Raw genomic sequence first — 17,723 nt, 5'->3', positions numbered from 1 at the left:
GGGGACACAGCCCTCAAGGCTGCGATGTGGTCAAGATGCGCGTATCCAAAGACCGGATCAACTGATCGCCTGTGGCAGCCCGTTCGCTCAGCGCCTCGGCATAGCCGACGGCGGATTCTGTGGTTGGGCGCATCTCGCGGAACAGCGGCGCATCGGAATGCAAAACAAGTATTTTGCTTTTGCCAAGAGAAGACCCATCGACCGCAAAGGCAATCCCGCCGTCTGGTCTTTCTTCATCCAGACTAAAGGCAACACGTAGAGGGACGGCACCATCGCGTCCGTCGCGCAGCGTGTTGATCGAATTGTCCGCCCTTCCAATGTTTGGCACCAGATGAAAGACATTGCCTGACACATCAAGTACAGAAACCGAAAGATACCCAGTGAACACATCGTCTGGGATGATCACATCAATTACAGGGTTCTGACCAACGACGAAATCACCGAACGGGACTTCCTGACCAGACGCGCCATCCCGGAAGGTGATTTCCATCTCTCCCTCCGGCGCTTCGGGGAGATAGTTTTCAACCAGACACAGAGTTGGGTTCAGGATATCTGCATCAATTATTACATCGCGCCCATCGGTCTGATCTTCAAGCGCCGTCTGAAGGGCCTCGCGGCTTGCTTCCCCGGCCAATGTGCCCTTCACCACCACTGGGTCGTCGGGTCCATATCCTACCGGGCCAGGATTGCCGATCTGAAAAACCGGGCCGCAATCAGCATATTGTGCAAGGATATTATCGACATCGCCGGGGTCGAGGAAAAGAGAGGTGAGAGCGACTTCAATGGTCCCATCAAGTGCGCCCGGCCATGTCTCAGGGTAGCGAGCCGTCAATGCGGTAAGCACCGCAGGATCACTGGTGGAGCCGGTAATCTTGGCCCTGTTGCCGTTCAAGGTGAGCTGCCAGTCGTCCAGAGTGGAAATATCATCCAAGACAGCCAGCACGTCGTTGCTCCAACTGTCAGCAATCTCTCCTGATGCGAGAGTCAGATCGGTGGCACCGCCAATTTCAGTCATCCGCGTGACGAGCGCATTTTGCATGTCCGCGCTGGGGACAAAACCGCTGGCACTGGCTGGTAGGTTTTCGAGGTTCTCAATTACCAAAGAGTAAGGGCTGACAGCGGGGTAGGTCGGACCGCCGCCACCGAAGACGCCGCCAAAGAACGCAGCAGCACCACCACCAATCAGCACAACCGCCGCGCCTGCAACGATCAAGCCACTGGAGATTCCGGAGGATTGTTTCTGAACGGATTTGTCTGCGGGCGTGGGATTGGCGGGTCGCGGCGGGGAGGGGGCCTCGGCAATCACGTCGGTCTTGGGAGGTGGCGCGATAATCGTCGCATCGTCCAGCGCTTCCTCGGCACCGCCACTGTCGATGAAAGCCAGAACATCGCTCATGGTTTGGAACCGATCATTGGGATCGGGGGCCGTCATCCGGTCAAGCAATGACTTCAATGGTTCGGGCACACCTGATGTATCCAGGGGGTCGCTCTTTTTCTGAACGACCTCCATTGGATTGGCACCTACATCGGGCGACTTGCCACGGAAGTTGGCCAACAACAACGCACCAAGCGAATAGATGTCGGAGCGTGCGTCGGTGTTTCCGCTTAGCTGTTCAGGTGCCGCGTAGGCGTATTTGCCAGCAAACTCGTTCCCGACAATGGTTTCGGCCCCCGGATTGGTGTCCTTGGCGATGCCGAAATCAATCACCACCGCCTGAGCCGGATCGTCATCGCGCAGGATAATATTATCTGGGGACAGATCACGGTGCACGATGCTGCGCGCATGGGCGGCCTGCAGCCCTTCGCCCACACGTTTGCACACGGTCAGCAGATCCTCTGCCGACATCGGTCCATCCTTGAGCTTACGGTCAAGACCTGGGCCGTCGATGTAATCCATCAACAGATAGACTAACCCATCAGAGGTGCGGTGATTTTCAGAGTACCGCACGATGGCGTCATGCCTGATCTCGCGAATTTCCTCTTCGCGGGTCATCAAGACAAGGTAATCGTCGTTCGTCGCGAACTCAGCCTTGAGAACCTTGATCGCAACCAACCGGCCCGAAATCTCACTTCGGGCACGGTAGACATCAGAAGTGCCGCCACGGCCCAAGAGCGCCTCAATCCGGTAGGTATTGTTCAGGACGTCTCCGGGTTGAAACGCGTCGCCGGGGTGGGGTTCTGTCATAGGTGCATTCCGAATATCCTGGCTGTGTCGCGACCTCTTCGCTTAGCCAAGAGCCTGGAACTCAACCCGGCGGTTGGCATCGCTGCGCGGATCGTCTGTATCGAAGGGTGCGCTTTCACCAAGACCGATTGCCTCCAGCCGGTTTTCTTCAATGCCGCAACTTGACACCAGATGACGCTTCACTTCCTGCGCACGCAGCAGCGAAAGGTTCTGGTTATAGCTGGCCGAGCCGGAACTGTCAGTGTGACCGATGATCTGGAACACCGCCACATCAACCGACTTCATCGCTTCGCACATGGCGGCAAGCTTGGGCTTTTCGTCTTCGCGCAGTGCTGCGCTGTCAAAATCAAAGCTGATCTTGACGTTCACCTGATCTGCCTGATCCACAGCTGAATATTCCGGTGTCGCGGCCACCTCGGTCTGGACAGTCGTCGTATCAGCCTGTGTCTGACCGGAAGGCACAATAACCAATCCACGGGTCTTTTGCTTGTTGAACGCATCCTTGATTTCATCGGCTGTCAGTTCGGACTGCGCGGAAGCGGCGTGACCCACAAGAGCCGTCAGCGCGGTCAGAGCCGCCGCGGTGAGGGTGCGTGAGAGATACATATCTCCTCCTTTCTAAATAAGATTCATCAAAACAACTGTCACCAAACTATACGACAGTATCAAAGGTCACAACGGTTTTGACGCCGGGAGTATGTTTAGCCTAGAGTGTGAGGGTGGCATTGCCCACCTATTTGAGAGAGCAGTTATTCATGCGGTTGATTCCGGCACTGATCCTTGCCTTCGCCATCATTCTGGCACCTGTCCTATGGTACGTCATTCCGTTGATCATGGGTACCGATGACTATGGCTCCGGTCCTGCGATCGACTCTCAGGCCCGGATCGAGATTGAAATTCTGAATCAACAGGTTGAGGATATCCGCCTGCGAATGGAAGACATCCGGGAGGGGATGTCCGCATTGGGGCAGGAGGTGCGCAATCGTCCGGAATTCCAACCGCAGGTGCCCGGCCTAAGCCAAGGCAGCCAGACCGACGGCGCAGAAGTCTTTGAACAGAACGGGACCAACGATATTATCGACGCCTATGCGCAGGTTGTGTTGATCGCAGATCGCCGCAATGTGAATAAGGGTCTCAAGGTTGCGGGGCCTACATATCTTGCCCAAAAACTAGGTAGACCCCGCGAGGTGTTGAGCGACCGTTGCGAAGCGATGACAAACCCAAGGCTGAAATCGAAACTGGTGACCGAGCAAGTCGGACCGATCCGTGTCACGATGCTTCAGCCTGCAATCGAATCCCTGCGCCGTGTGTTTGAAAATGTGCGCATCACCGATCCTGACCTTTATGCTCGGATCAATACCGCAGGTGCGCTATGTGTTAGACGCATTCGCGGCACGACTGATCGGCTCTCGACGCATAGTTTTGGATTGGCAGTTGATTTGAACATCGACGGCAGGCTGGACACTTTGGGGGACGGTCGGACGCAACTGGGTCTGACGATTCTTGCCGATTTCTTCCGAACCGAAGGTTGGGTCTGGGGCGCTTCGTGGCGCAGAGAGGACAGCATGCATTTCGAGATCAGCCGCAGACAGCTGGAAACGTGGCTGGAGGAAGGAAAACTCTAGCGTTTTGTGCACCAGACAAAAGTCCACCACTCGGGCGCCGGATGGTTCGCTGATTCACCAGGCTCAGTTCAAATACCATGTTTTCTGATGGCTCAAGGGTCGTTGCGACGTTTTCCGCTATCTCAGTTTAATCATTTCTTCTCTGAAGGCCTCGGTTGGGGTTCGCCATCCCAGACACTTTCTTGGCGTGCCGTTTAAGCGATCACAAATCGACTTCATATCTCGATTTGAGAGCGCGGCCACAGGCGCATTGCGGGGCAGGTAGCGGCGCGCCCGTTTGTTCAGGTTCTCCACTGAGCCTTTCTACCAGGGTGCTTGTGGATCACAGAACCAAGCCTCTGTACCGATCCCAGGCTTGAGCTTACGCCACTCCCGGAACTCAAAGCCACGATCAAAGGTGATCGAACGACGTGCAGGCTGGGGGAGGGGTTCCATCACACCCATCAGCTTGTTCATGAAGTGAGTGGAACTGCGGTCGTTGTTACGAAACAGGACGGCAAAGCGGGTCTTGCGCTCAACCAGTGAGGCGACGTTCATCTTGCCCTGTGCCCGCTCAAAGATCATCAAATCGCCTTCCCACTCGCCGAATGTCTTGCGCGTCTTCACGTGCTCCGGGCGTTGGTGAATGGACCGATCTGGCGGAAAAACCTGGCCTCTGGGCCGTCTGGTATAACGCGGGCGTCTCTTCTTCCGACGACTGGGAAGATGTCGGGCCAGTTGTTGTTACTGGCCTTCAAGACTGTAAACATAGGCATAGATCGTCTCATGACTCACGCGGATCGGCTGACCGTCGTATCCGAGACGGCCTGCAATCTGTTCGGGCGTCCAGCCAGCTTTCAAACGGTCAACCACGTGACGGCGCAAACCCTCCAGTCTGACCAACTTCCGCCGCCGCGCTCTGCGATTGGAAGCTTCTCGCTGGGCAACCATACCGTAGTAGCCGTTCAAGTCCGGGATCAGATCGTCGGTATAAAAGTTCCGCTTGATCTCTCGGTAGACAGTCGAGCGGTGCCTGCCAATCTCAGTTGCAATCTTGCTAACTGGCACATTCGCGTTCAGCATGTCTTCGATTGCGCGCAGTTCACGCAAATCCAATTCTGTGTGGGCCATATCCGTTCTCCTTGCTTCTCAGCAAGATAGGGGAATTGTCGCAACCCAGTTTAGAATGTGCCCTTAACGGAAAGGCTGTAAACGCCATTCAGAAATGTCACCGGCTGTGCAAAGTAGAAGTGTCACCAAGGGCGCTGAGGGTAGCAAGGCTTAGCAACCCGGAGACCTCAAATATCGCAGGGTTGGTAAGCCTTGCGGGGGGTGGTCATATGCCGAGCTTGCGCCGTTCTTTCTTGTTGTAGAATGCTGTGATGCCTTCCTCGCGCACGAGTTCTTCAAAGGCACGCCAGGCGAGGACATCCCCGAAGAAGGGTGGGTTATCCGAAACCGTCAACGTTCCGAACTGGTTCTCAACGGATAGGATCCAGCCTGGGTCGATGCTGGTTCGGTAGATCTCGACATCGAGATGATGCCCGTCGATGACGACGGATTGCGTGTGATCGGAGAAGATGATCTCTGGGTAGTCTTTGGCATCTATGCCGTCATTCTTGCGGCTATTCTGCCGCGTGCACAATCTTCTTCTTGGTGCGCGTGCTGGAAGGTCGCCCTTGCCGCTTGCCACTTGGCTCATAGCCCATCTTCTCTGAATTTGTGCGCACCTTCGGTTTAGGCGGGGCGGCGTCCTGCATCTCCTTGATGTGTTCCAGAACGGCACTCAGTCGCTTGTTCTCAGTGATGGCGGCGTGCGTCACGCGCTGATCCATGTCGAAGATTTTGTAGGGCAGGGATCGGCCTTTTGAGCGCACTTCGAACTGGCCGTCCACGAAGGCGTAGGTGTCGACATATTTGCCGACGAGTCCGCGTGTCACATCACTTTCCTCAAGCATGATCCGTTTGCGGTCATAAGAAAACGTCAACTGTTTGCCGACGTAGCGGTTCTCTCGCCAACACAGCAAGAACCTTCAGAAGCTGAAGATGCTGGCCGATGAGGGCAAGCTGGACGATGTGTTGATGGAAGCCGCCACCACGATCCGCAGCCGCTTCGGAAAATGAATTTATTCATTGGGATAGGTGAATTCTTCGGATACACGAAATCCGTATTTGTGACGAGTTCATGCAATCCAGAGCTGCTTCGTGAGCAGCACCTATCCTAAGGAACTATTCTCAATGGTTGATGTCGAAATCATCAAGTTTACTCCGTCGGCAATCAAACGCTCGTCTCCCGATAACCGTCTTGCCCGTAAGTGGCTGGAAGAAAATGGTGGTCCCCAAACGACCAAGAAAGCGATTTTCGAAGGTAACGGTCGTATCGAAAGCCGGAGGGTGCATTTTGCCCTCCTGATCGGCCTGACAGAACAAGAAGTACGGGACTTGCATGAGAAAAAGAAGGCCGAGCTTTCCGAAGGAACAGCCTTTTACTGGTCCTTCTTAGCTTCGGATGATTCCAAGAAGTTGAGCAATCAAATTGTGGATGGGATCGACGGTCTGAATGCAAATGAACTCGAAGACTGTAGATATGCACGGACCACTTTTGGGGACAGGCTCAACGCGTAAAAGGACGCGCATCATCAATGCCCTGTAACCACTGCAAGACACTATGCGCGCAGAACTCGACCAATATCGTTGAGCGCTTCCCGCGCTGTGGCCGCGACGCTCACGCTCACAAAGCCATTGTTAGTGTCGACATCGTCAAAGAACGGGTTCTTCAGTTCTGTCTCGTATTTGTCTAGGATCACGATCGCATCTCCCTTTAGAGTGTCCCGCTCGCCGGGTTCCTTGGCGTTCACGATCCGGTCAAGGCGGACCTCCAGTTGCTCGTCCAATTTCACCAGGTACGCAGACAGCTCATCGATCTCGTCCACCATCTCTTTCAGTTCGAGGTCGTCGCTACAAACGTCTTTAATCTCCTTCTGGAGCTTGCCCAGTTCTTGCGTCATGGTTCCGCGGGCCGAACTCCACCTCAGTCTCGCTTCGGCAAAGGGTTTGACCTCTGCAGCAATTTCGGCGCTAAAGGCCGTATCACCGTCGGTACGGCCAGCATCTATCATCTCCTCAACACGGTCCATCGCCTGCATCGCCGTGGCGATATCACCATCGCCAATTGCCCCTTGTACACGATCCCATTGAAGTTTGAGGGCATTCACGTCCGCAACCAGACCTTTGCTGGCGGCCTCTACATGCCGTGGTTCAAGAGCCATCATGCGCGCTATACAGTCTGCCTCTTCGGATGACTGTTCTGGTTGTTGGGCATCTTGCCTGGCCTGCTCGGATGTCTCCGCAGGTTCGGCCGTGGATTCAGAGGGCGCTTTGGCGGCCTTGATTTTGCTCAAAACGGTTTCGATGCCAGACAGGAGGTTTTCTGCAGAGTTCAAATCACCTCCCTTGACCTGTCCTACCGCTTTGGCCAGCTCTTGCATCAGCCTTTTGCGTTGATCGTCTCGTTCGACCAATCCAATCTCATCTTTCAGGGCATTGATCTTTCGGACTATTGCGGCCTTGTCTTCGCTTGGGGAAGAGGCTGGAGTTGGTGCAGCTGTCTCGCTTGCCTGGTCGGAAGCCTGCTTGCCTCCAAGAGTGGAAAGAGCCTTTTCAAGCCGGTCCAGCAATGCACTGGCTTTATTAACGTCGCCTGCCTTGAATGCGGCTGCACCGGACTTCAGCACCAGCATTAGCTTCTCGCGCTGATCACCGTCATTCACCTGGCCAATCTGGGTTTTGAGCTCATTGAGCCTTTGCACCAGTGCCATTTTATCATTACTTGGTGGTGTTGGTGCTGCAGCTGGTTTTTCCTGTGCTTCCGGCTTTCCGCTAGGCAGCTTGCCAATCACGGCTTCCAGCTTGCTCAAAGCGGCGTCTGCCTGGTCAGCATCACCTGCTTGGATATACCCCTCAACTTTGGGAAGTAGCGGTCGAATTTTCTCAGCGGGTGCCGTCGGGACCGTTTCCAGGCGCGCTTCAATATCTGACAGACGTTGAGACAGCGAGCTCAGATCAGTATTCTGATTGCCGTCATCATCCATTTCATCGTCGGGAAGATCTTCCACGTCACTGTCAATAACGTTTCCCGAAGTATCGAGAACCTGCACATTCAGTGATATTTTCAGAGATTTCAGAAATTTTTTGACCTTCTTGGCCATCGCGGGAAGAGCTTTTTCACATGTAAGATTGAGGAGTTTTCCATCAATCTCGACGGTTCCAAATGAGAATTTGGCGCCTGGCCCATCAGTTTTTGCAACCTTGCCAAGGACCGCTGGTTTCTTGCGCCGGTCCATGTTGAAGTAGTGCTCATTGTCAGATTTGCCGGGGTTGAAGGCGAATGCAACGGGCTGCTTACGCGCCAGTTTCAGCAAGGGTTGGAGATCTGCTTTGGTCATACCAGCTGCGCTCATTTCAAATCCTCTTTGCTTTGGCCTAATATCCATCTGCTCCGGTGGCGCTTGATCAAAAAAGGATCACCAGAAACCAGACTAACACCCTAAAGAGGTGCGCCTTGAAAATCAGCTTAGGTCAGTCATTGGTCGGTTTGCAACAATCTTGACTGACGTCAAGACAGGTGGGAACCGCTTTTCCCCAACCAGTTTCGCTCCTGCTTTGAGCAAGGTGAGTTTGTAAGACCAATTATTGAACGCCTTCAAAGCACCAAACGACCACCCTGTTGACGTGCAAGAGTGGAGTTTCTTCTAGGGCCTGTGGACATTTAGGATTCCCATTTGGCCCGATTTCTGATTCAAGCTTCCAAAATGGAGGTTTGAATGAACGAGCAGCGATTTGTGGTGTCGGACGTCTTGTGGCAGCGGCTTGAGCCGCATCTTCCGGGTAAGGCCAGCGATTCCGGAGCCACGGCAAAGGACAATCGCCTGTTTCTGGAGGCGGTCTTCTGGCGGGTACGCACCGGGTCGCCATGGCGCGACCTGCCGCCTACCTTTGGCCATTAGAACAGCCAGTTCCGGCGGTTTCGCCGGTGGGCCAGGTCCGGAGTATTCGAGAGTCTTTTCAAAGCGATGAGCGAAGACCCCGACCTCGAATTTGCGCTGATCGATGGCACGATAGTTCAGGTTCACCAGAAGGCGACCGGCTCAAAAGGGGGACTCAGGCTCAGGCCATTGGGCGCTCCCGCGGCGGGCTGACGACGAAAATCGTGGCGTTGGTAGATGCGCTCGGCAATCTGGTGCGTTTCTTGCTGCTGCCGGGACAAGCGCATGACATGAAAGGTGTCGCGCCGCTAATCAAAGGCGTTTCATTTAACGCACTGCTCGCAGACAAGGCGTTCGATGCGGACTGGCTGTTGCAAGACCTCGACCAGCGCGGTGCAACCGCTGTGATCCCTCCCAAAGCGAACCGCAAAATCCCGCGCGATTATGACACGGAGGTCTACAAGTGGCGGCATCTGGTGGAGAACTACTTCGCAAAGATCAAAGAGTTCAGAGGGATAGCCACAAGATACGACAAAACGGACTGTAGCTACACCGCTTCCTGGAACTTGGCAGCGACCCTCGTCGCATCAAGATGATTGTCCACAGGCCCTAGCTGGCACTCTCCAAGTGGTTCGACTTTTCGCGCATCTGATCGTCGGTAATGTGGTGCGCTTCGATATGTTGACCTGGGTGCAGTTGGTGAATCAATGGTCGTTCGAAGGGGCCAAGTGAAACGGGTGGTGTGCGACAGGGTCAGCGCGGTCAGCCCGACCCAAGGGGAGCAATGTGGTAAGAACGGAAGGGGCATTTCGGCTGCATGTATTATCGCCCGGTAGTCGTGTTCAGCCTGTTCGGGCACTTAGAATGCAGAACCTGAGTCCCTATTTGAGCTTGCCAGATGAAGTTTCCCTCGACTAGGGTAACCTAAAGTTTTTTAGTCAACGCGCGTATTTTGACCGCGTTTTCCAAAGGTTAGATACATGCCCTTTGACGATCTAAGCGACAAGCAACAGAAATTCATCCTCAATTACCTTCGGACTCCGAAGTTTAAAAACCTTAGCAAAACCAAGAGGCTAAAGGCGGAATTCAACGATAAGCTCCGTTCGGAAATGACGGATCTATACGAAGAGATCAAAGCGCTTGATATCAAACTTGATGCTGTGCTGAAGGATCACCCAGGGGGTGACGAGGCTTTCCAACGGTTCCAAATTCGCGAAGCTGAACACAGGGTCAATAGGACCACTAAAGCCGGCGCAGTCGCGATGAAGAAGTCCTATGAGATCCCGGATTTTTCGGCCGACAAAGCTTTTATCTTTTCTGTCTCGCGCGACATCGACCTGTTTCGAAAACGTTGCGAGGATGCCGAAGCATTTGCTGCCAGCGTAACGGGGCACAAAGATGCATATTTCAACGACATTATTGACAGGTTGCACGCGCATGAGAATGTAGCTCTTGCTGTCTTTGGTCCAGCCTGCGCAGGGATGAAAACGGCGCTACAGCCTGATCTAAAGGCCCGCGACGCTGCGATTGCTACTTATAACGGACTGTTGTCGACAGCCCTGAAAGCTGCGGTGGAGTTGCGCAAAAACGAAGTGTCCAAATCAGAAGTCACACTGGATGCGTTCAAGGGCAAGGCTGATGTAATCCTCGCGGATTTGACACGCGACGGGGATGTTCAGGTGGCTATCGTGAAAAGCCTGTTCGAGAAACCTGGCCCAACAAATCAGGACTGCCTTGGATTCCTTGACGACAACCAAGACTTGGAAGTCGTCAAGCTGGAGAAGGACCGACAAAAACTGCTTGTCAGTGCCAAGGCTGAATTAACTTCTGCAGTTAAGTTGCAGCAGAAAAAAGTGGACGACCTGCGCAAGGAATTCAAAACTGCGAAGGGCGGCAAACGTGACGAGCTTCGGGCTGAATACCGCGAAGTGCAGGGACACTTGGACGGATTGAACGACCGGCTGGGCCAGCTTACGGCCTTCGATAGCGAAGAACATCGCGTTGAACGAGCTAAGCGTATCATTGAGACTGAGCAAAAGCTGAGCAATGCCGACCTGCAAGCGGACGAGGTCGCCCAATTGCTCGAAAATGGCCACGCGCCCGAAATAGCAGCGTTCGACCAGCGTTTGATCGAGAACGAGGAACGTCTGAAGGCAGCCAAGACCAGCAAAGATGGTGGCATTGACTATTTTCCGGTTATCGAAAATTTCGACACTCTGCGCACACAAAACGTAATGCTGCGAAAGCAGGTGGAAAAGTCAGCCAAGCGCGAAATCCTTGCGGAACAGATCTTTCCTGAAGAACCCAAATTGATGGAAATCTCGGAAGATCAGGAAAAAACTCTGCTTAAGATGTTGACCAACGCGATGACCTGCATCACGGACGAAAACGCGAAATATGCGAGCGTCCTGCATTATGATGTCAGCCAGCTCTGGCAGGCGTTCTTGCTGCAACGGCGTATGGGATTGCCAGTGCCACCTCCGCCGCTGCCGGATGAAACTAGCCGCCTTAAGGGCATTCTTGACCCGCTGGAGGCCATTGCCCGTGACCATTGGGGGCAAGGCAATCCTGAGGCTCAGGCCAAGCTGGACGCGATCCAGGCTTTCCGTACCGAGATTGATGCGCGCAAGGCAGAACTAACGGTTTCTGCGCTTGGTGGTGTTCAGGATACCAGCGACAATCCCTATGACGAAATCGAGGGCCGCATCGGGAGTCTTGCCACCGAGATCAAGAATATGGAGACGGTTTCTGTCGACACTCCGGAGACGACGCAGGCAAAAGAGAAAGCGACAGCAACCTCGGCGGCAGTCAATGATGAGCTTATAAAGCTCTACCGGACACAGGAAATCAAGAATACTGACTTGATCGAGGTTCCCGGTAAAAAATACACAGCCAAGGAAAGCAAGAAAATCATCCCGCTGGATGAGGTGCTCACGATAACTGACTCGGATGGGACCGAAAGGAAATTCCGTATCAAGACACGCACAGCCGGCGGTCAGGATCTGAACCGGCGTAAGAATAAAGATGTGCCGCGTGATATGATGGATAACCTTAAGCAGCGGGCCGACACGCTGGCCTTAATGGCCGAGATGACGGCCGACGGATGCGAGGGTGCACTGGACGCCTATGCAGATCAAACACAAAAACTGCTTGATGAGATCAGCAATGATGGCCCGGCGAACTTCAAGTTAATCCAGGAAATCATAGATTTTTGCGATACAACGTTCAAAACCAGCCCGGTCAAAAGCTACCTGACTGAGAATTACGGCAAGGTCAAAACGGCTTACGATGCCTTTGGAGTCAGCTACGCCACCAAGCTGCCGTCAGAAGCGCTGAAGGAAGCAAAAGATCACAAGAAGGCCGTAGAAAAGCTCAAGACTGCTTCGGCTGCGCTGAAGGAGCGCTATAAGAATGCCAAAGCCTTGTCGATGGAGCTAAGCTGGGAATTGTCTTCGGTGTTGTCTGATAGCGGTCTTGCCGCGCCGGACGAAATTGGTCAGCAGATGGCGAGTTTCATTGAAGGCGGAGCAGAAAGGCTGCTTGCTGAATGTAATCCAGTGACAGACGAGGATAAGGCGAAAATAGCGCTCGCGCGGGACAAGATAAAAGCCTCTGCAAAATGGTTTTCCGACAACAGAGAACCGCCCCAGAACATGGCTGGAACTTGGCGAAAGGATCTCGATTCCACGTTTCGTTTACTAGAAGGAAAAACGTACAGCGCCGTTGATGACGCCGAGAAAAAGTTGGGTGAGATCGACAAAGAGATCGCTAAGATGAAAAGCGACATGGGTAAAACGGCCAGTATGGACGGGCCTGAGCTTATGGCGTTTGTAATCTCCATTGCCGACAAGATGGAGGATATGGCGTTTGGTATAGCGGATCAAAATGCGTACATAGCTGAGTGCAAGACAAAGAAAGCCGCATTGGAGGCACGTCTTAAGGACACTAAGAACGTCATCAAAAAGCATGGCAACAATTCGGTCAAAGAGCTCTGTGAATCTAAACAGACGGCGCTTGAAAACGGCCTCAAAACTGCAGTGGCCACCTACAAGAAACAATTCACTTACGAAGAGGGCAGTGCCGAACTTGACAAAATATCTGAGCAGATCACCGAGCTTGAGGGTACGTTGTCAATGGCTGACGCTGGTGAAAAAGAAGACGTGAAATTGATGAAGGTTGCACCAAAACTACCAGCAATCGTCAAATTCATCGAACTGCTAAAGACCACAGCTGCCAAATTACCCGACGATAAAATTCGGCCAAATGTGACCGAGGAAACCATCAAAGAATTTGCTGGAATCGATGGCGGTATTGACGTGGTTGAGACCAGTCTCCGCAGGGTTGCATCGCTGCCACCGATCACCAACTTGGAAAGTTTGGCGAGCCAGATCGACAAGGCTATCGACAACAAATCCGGCACCAAGGCGTTACGCATTGATCTCCGGGAAAAGGCTTTGGCTGAATTGCATCAAATCCGATCAGCGGTTGAGACCCATCCGGCGATCCAGCTTTACAAAGATAATCCGTTTGATCTGGGCACGAAATTCGTTCCGATCAAGAGTGCTTTCCATCAGGTCGAGATTGCGATCCTTGCCTGCGTCAGCCCCAAGGAAAAGAATTGACCGGACTGGTCTAGGGAAGGATTACTGCAATGGCAGATCTCAGCAAGTTCCAGATTGACTGGATCAAAAAAGTGTCCGGAAAACCAATCACGGATGCCACAATTGAAGCAGCGCAGGTGCTTCAGGCACAGCGTGAAAGTTTCGTGGAAGAATTCATCGGAAAACGTCTGGCCGAAAGCAAGGACGAGATTTCCAAAGCCCAGGTCTTTGTCGTAACCAAGCATGAAGACGATAATGCATTGATGGCGATATGGAAAAAAGCAAGAGGTCGCCCAAAAGGCAAAGACAAAGAGATGGCCTGGCGCGCCAGTGACTCTGATACGTCGGGCTGGGAAATGCGTGCAGACGTTGAGGTCGACACCGACAAGGATATCCCGGGTATTAACGCAATTCCGGACGAAACGCTGGATGCGCTGAACGACTCGTTTGCCAAAATCTTGCTGATACAGCAACAGATGCTGAACAAACTGGATGCCGACGGCAACCCAATGTTCTCAGACGAGGATATAAGGCGCGAACTCTGGACTCCGTTGGTGCGTGAAGGCACAATTCCCGACAATATGGTGCCGGACCGTTTTTCGGAGCAGGCGATCGCCTTTGCGGGTGCTGCAGATATCTATCAAAAACGCATTGATCAATACTCTGAACAATCCACCGGCAAAGAGGATTTGATCCGCGGCCTTGGCATCGCCAAAGAAACCATTGGGTTGGTCGGTGCAGTGGTGTCAAACAGTGTCACAATCGCCAATGCCAACGAGATGGCCAAGGTCGATGGTCAGCTGACCAGCGGTAATAAAGCGGGCACTGAGACTCCTTTGACAGGCCCAGAAAAAGAAGCGCTTAAGGTTCAAAAGCTGGAGATGCAGGCGCAGCAGGGTTTCACCACTCTTGGTGTTTCTGTGCTGACTGGCGGGTTCGATATCTTTGTCGAAGGAGTAAAGGAAAAGTCTAAGGGTAAGGATGCAAAATGGCACGGCTTTGTGGACAAGGCGCTGTCGACACTGGCGACCATTGCGGCCAACGCAGTAGGCCCAATTGCCAGCGTTCAAATCGGGTTTGACGAACAAGCCAAGAGCACCGACGACGCAAAGGCTGGACTTGCTACAGCCGCTGCCATCAAAGCGGGAATCCTTGGATCGATCTCGGCTGTGCGGATTGGTCCTGCATTGATCTCTGTCGCGCTAGAGGACGATCCGAACGAACGCCGCAAGTTGATCAATAATGTCGTCGATCGATTTGCCGATGCTGTGGGGCAATGTTTTACCGCGATCGCTTCGGATTATGGATCAAACCCCGAGGCTAAGGGGAAAATCACCATGGCTGGTGCCGGTGTATCGGCTGCCATCAAGACATTGGGGCGCGGTGATCTGATCCTCAAGGCGTTGATGGATGGTAAACCGGGCGAGGCGGCGGTGCTACTGGGTGGCGGTGCAATTCAAGGTGCCCTGTCGCTGCTCGCAGAAGAATTGATCGAGGTTAGCAAGCGTTCAGTTACTGCAGAAGAATTTGCTGCTGCCAGCCCCGAACAGCAGCAGGCCATGCGCGTCGTGTCAGCTGAACAAGATGACGGTACGCAGGGCAGTCAGGAAAAATACGAGCTGAAGAAGGAAGAGGCCGCAGCTGCCCTAATAACCAAGGTTCAGGCGAATATGCAGTCGATGGAGGAATCCATCCTCGCAGACATGCAAGTCACTGCAGTAGTCCCAATAGATGACGGGGCCATCGCATTTCAGAAAAAAATGTCAGAACAGATTTCGAAAGAAGAGCAGGCTCTGGCAGAAGAAAAGCTCGGCGAGTTTTTCGCGGATAAAAACGCTATGACCGAGACCTTTGCAGACATCGACAAGGATCTGCTCGAATACGAAAAAATGTACCAGGACGCCGTGCCGGATGCCGATCTTGAAGGTAAACCTGCGGACGATGTCGCGCGGGCGCTGGATGCGATTGATCAGGCCATAGCAAAGACCGCAGCCCTGCGTGCACGGGTGGATATGATCAACGCAATTGCTGATGGTGGCGTGGGGATCATAGGGTCCTTTATACCCGGAGGCGGTGCAGTGATCGCAGCCAAGAAGGTGCTGGCAGATATCTATGCGCTGACAAAGGCCGTGCAAATGCACAATAAATGGGTTGAAAACATGGAAATCTCTTTCCGTGCCTATAGTGCCTATTCCCCGGCTATCGAAAAGACGATGGATAATGCAAAAATTACAATGGATCAAAAGGGTGTTGATCTTGTTCTTCACTCGTTGAAATGCGGCGCCGAGGTTGGAAAATGTTTTGATCCGACAGGCGCGAGCGCGATCGTGTCGGGCTCTCTCTCGATCACCGAGGCGTTGGTTCAATACGGGTACAAAATGCAAAAGGAAGTTGAGATTACGCGCGGTTGGAACGCCTATGTCAAAGCGCGCGGAAATCCGGCTAACCGCAAAGCGGCGCGTAAGGCACTACGGATGAATTCAACTTTGGCCAAGTGTTGTATCGCGTATGGCGCGTGCATGGCCAACGATCCAGCAGCACAGGAGGCGATCAAACGCTGTGGTATCTCACCGGCGCTGTTGGCGGATGACAAGGCTGTGTGCAATGGGCTTGTCGCATTTCTAGAAAATGAACTACGAGACGATCCGGTTGTTATGCACGTCGAGAAACAGCCAAAGAAATGGCAACCCGGAAAACCGGAGCTTTTTATTTCAGTATGGTTCGAAATGAAGGCAGCAGCGCTGACCGCTGCTGAACCTAAACTGCATGCCGATTCAGCAAAAACTCCGGCGATTGATCGACTGCTTGCGCAGCTTCAAGCAGACGACTGCTGGAACAGTGCAAAATCGTACGCGGTCTGGCGCAGCAATGCAGAAGTCGAATCTGACAGCGATGAGAACAAGGAAAAGCGCGGAGCTGTTGCACGCAAGAGCATCGAGATTCTGACCGGTATTAAGGAGCAGTTTCAAAGCTATCGACCGATAGTGGCTGGAGGCGTTAAGATGCCGCACGAGGACATGGCCGACATTGCCATGACCTTTGCGGCACTGGCTGAAATTGCATTGCGAGAAGCGGACAGGGATCGTTTGGACGGATTGGTCGTCGAAGAACCAGTGGATGCATAACAATTACCAAGGGCGGACCTGCTAGGGGGCTGTCAGAGAAAACTGGTTGTGAGGGGCTGGGTGGCGATTTTGCTTCCCAGCATGACTAGAACAGCTGAATTCAGTGTTTCAACATCACGCAAAGCACCTTCTGCTTTGCGTGATGTTGTACCTTCGGTTCCCCTGTTGCTCCGGTATGTTGAGGATTGTCTGACGTCAGCGCTTATGGGGCCAAATATCCGCATTTGATAAGAGAGAGTTCTTGGCTCATCGTAACCACCGAGGAGTGGACGACGAGAAAGACAGCAGGAATAGGCAACACACCTGAAACCAATGGGTCCTGAGCCTAGGTGTTCAGTCCCGGCATCTGGTGGATCGGATCGATGATGAATCTGTCTGGCTCTGAAGTCCAGATCTTGCAGATGTATTCGTAAGGCGTGAGACCACTTAATGTCTTCAAGCGGCGAGCGTAATTGTATGCATCAAGGAAGTCGGCCAGGTGCGTGCGAAGTTGGTCGTGGCTCTCGTAGTGATATCGCTTCACAGTGGCGTCCTTGATGGTCCTGTTCATGCGTTCGACCTGGCCGTTTGTCCAAGGATGGTTTGGCTTTGTCAGGCGATGCTCGATGCCATTGGCCTCACATATCATGTCGAACCGCATCGGCCGGGAATAAACTTTGTTCCGGTTCCTCGGTTGTTCTGCAAACTGGATTCCGTTGTCCGTAAGGATCGTGTGGATGCGGTAAGGCACGACCTTAATGAGGTGCTCCAAGAACTCCCATGCCGTCTTCCGATCTGCTTTATCGACCAACTGCGCGACCGCGAACTTGCTGGTTCGATCAATGGCCACAAAGAGATAGAGCTTACCCTCCGTCGTCCTGAGCTCTGCAATGTCGATATGAAAGTACCCAATTGGGTAGCGCTTGAACCGCTGACGCTTGGGCTTGTCGCCGTCCACCTCAGGTAGACGCGAGATACCATGCCGCTGCAAGCATCTATGCAGAGAAGACCTTGTCAGATGCGGGATTGTCGGTGAGAGTGTCCGATCTTCTGTGTATGAGTAATTTGGCCGATGCTTCACCAACGAAGGAGCATGACGACAATGACGATTTCCAAAGAACTTTTAGACGAGCTGCTTAACGGCGTTAAGAACGCGGATGATTTGCTGGGCGATCAGGGCTTGATGAAGGAGCTCAAGGTTCGCCTGATGGAGCGGATGTTGGGCGCGGAACTGACCGAACATC

Annotated in this window: 8 protein-coding genes and 5 pseudogenes; 6 read left to right on the top strand and 7 right to left on the bottom strand. The window is 53.2% G+C overall.

Annotated elements, in window-relative coordinates; genetic code table 11:
- Positions 1 to 13: 13 nt before the first annotated feature.
- Both GV827_RS16950 and GV827_RS16945 read right to left on the bottom strand, forming a co-directional pair.
- Positions 14 to 2,185, bottom strand: coding sequence for a serine/threonine-protein kinase (locus tag GV827_RS16950; RefSeq protein WP_164355002.1), 2,172 nt, complete (start codon positions 2,183 to 2,185; stop codon positions 14 to 16).
- Positions 2,186 to 2,227: 42 nt separating this feature from the next.
- On the bottom strand, positions 2,228 to 2,791 hold the full coding sequence (locus tag GV827_RS16945; RefSeq protein WP_164355001.1) for an OmpA family protein: 564 nt from the start codon (positions 2,789 to 2,791) through the stop codon (positions 2,228 to 2,230).
- A gap of 149 nt (positions 2,792 to 2,940) precedes the next feature.
- Between GV827_RS16945 and GV827_RS16940 the strand changes: the two genes are divergently transcribed.
- Positions 2,941 to 3,810 (top strand): M15 family metallopeptidase, encoded by an 870-nt coding sequence (locus GV827_RS16940; protein ID WP_164355000.1) that lies wholly within the window; start codon positions 2,941 to 2,943, stop codon positions 3,808 to 3,810.
- Between the two features lie 117 nt (positions 3,811 to 3,927).
- Here GV827_RS16940 and GV827_RS16935 read toward each other — a convergent pair.
- The 3 genes and pseudogenes from GV827_RS16935 to GV827_RS16925 all read right to left on the bottom strand — a co-directional run.
- A pseudogene (locus GV827_RS16935) lies at positions 3,928 to 4,920 on the bottom strand (IS30 family transposase).
- Positions 4,921 to 5,125: 205 nt separating this feature from the next.
- Complete coding sequence (locus GV827_RS16930; protein WP_235930420.1) at positions 5,126 to 5,491, bottom strand: hypothetical protein; 366 nt, start codon at positions 5,489 to 5,491, stop codon at positions 5,126 to 5,128.
- A pseudogene (locus GV827_RS16925) lies at positions 5,415 to 5,816 on the bottom strand (ISNCY family transposase); the annotation flags it as partial. The gene GV827_RS16930 and the pseudogene GV827_RS16925, both read right to left, overlap by 77 nt.
- 211 nt (positions 5,817 to 6,027) lie before the next feature.
- Between GV827_RS16925 and GV827_RS16920 the strand changes: the two are divergent.
- On the top strand, positions 6,028 to 6,414 hold the full coding sequence (locus GV827_RS16920; protein WP_164354999.1) for a hypothetical protein: 387 nt from the start codon (positions 6,028 to 6,030) through the stop codon (positions 6,412 to 6,414).
- A gap of 41 nt (positions 6,415 to 6,455) precedes the next feature.
- On the opposite strand, the gene GV827_RS16915 is transcribed toward GV827_RS16920, so the two are convergent.
- Positions 6,456 to 8,234 carry a hypothetical protein gene (locus tag GV827_RS16915; protein ID WP_204325946.1) on the bottom strand — a complete coding sequence of 593 codons (1,779 nt, stop codon included), beginning with the start codon at positions 8,232 to 8,234 and terminating at the stop codon, positions 6,456 to 6,458.
- 378 nt (positions 8,235 to 8,612) lie between these two features.
- Here GV827_RS16915 and GV827_RS16910 point away from each other — a divergent pair.
- From GV827_RS16910 to GV827_RS16900, 3 genes and pseudogenes are all read left to right on the top strand, one after another.
- Positions 8,613 to 9,370: pseudogene (locus GV827_RS16910) on the top strand (IS5 family transposase).
- Between the two features lie 384 nt (positions 9,371 to 9,754).
- The gene (locus tag GV827_RS16905; protein WP_164354997.1) at positions 9,755 to 13,396 is read left to right on the top strand and encodes a hypothetical protein; all 3,642 of its coding nucleotides are present in this window, start codon (positions 9,755 to 9,757) and stop codon (positions 13,394 to 13,396) included.
- A 29-nt stretch (positions 13,397 to 13,425) separates the two neighbouring features.
- Complete coding sequence (locus GV827_RS16900; RefSeq protein WP_164354996.1) at positions 13,426 to 16,500, top strand: hypothetical protein; 3,075 nt, start codon at positions 13,426 to 13,428, stop codon at positions 16,498 to 16,500.
- Between the two features lie 325 nt (positions 16,501 to 16,825).
- Here the strand turns inward: GV827_RS16900 and GV827_RS16895 are convergent.
- Positions 16,826 to 17,518, bottom strand: a pseudogene (locus GV827_RS16895) (IS481 family transposase); the annotation flags it as partial.
- A 63-nt stretch (positions 17,519 to 17,581) separates the two neighbouring features.
- On the opposite strand from GV827_RS16895, the pseudogene GV827_RS24205 reads away from it, so the two are divergent.
- A pseudogene (locus GV827_RS24205) lies at positions 17,582 to 17,723 on the top strand (IS256 family transposase); the annotation flags it as partial.

Origin of the sequence: Sulfitobacter sediminilitoris, assembly GCF_010667575.1 — a bacterium.
GTDB lineage: Bacteria > Pseudomonadota > Alphaproteobacteria > Rhodobacterales > Rhodobacteraceae > Sulfitobacter > Sulfitobacter sediminilitoris.
The sequence above is the reverse complement of the archived record's forward strand: the minus strand, read 5'-3'. Positions and strand labels throughout refer to the sequence as shown.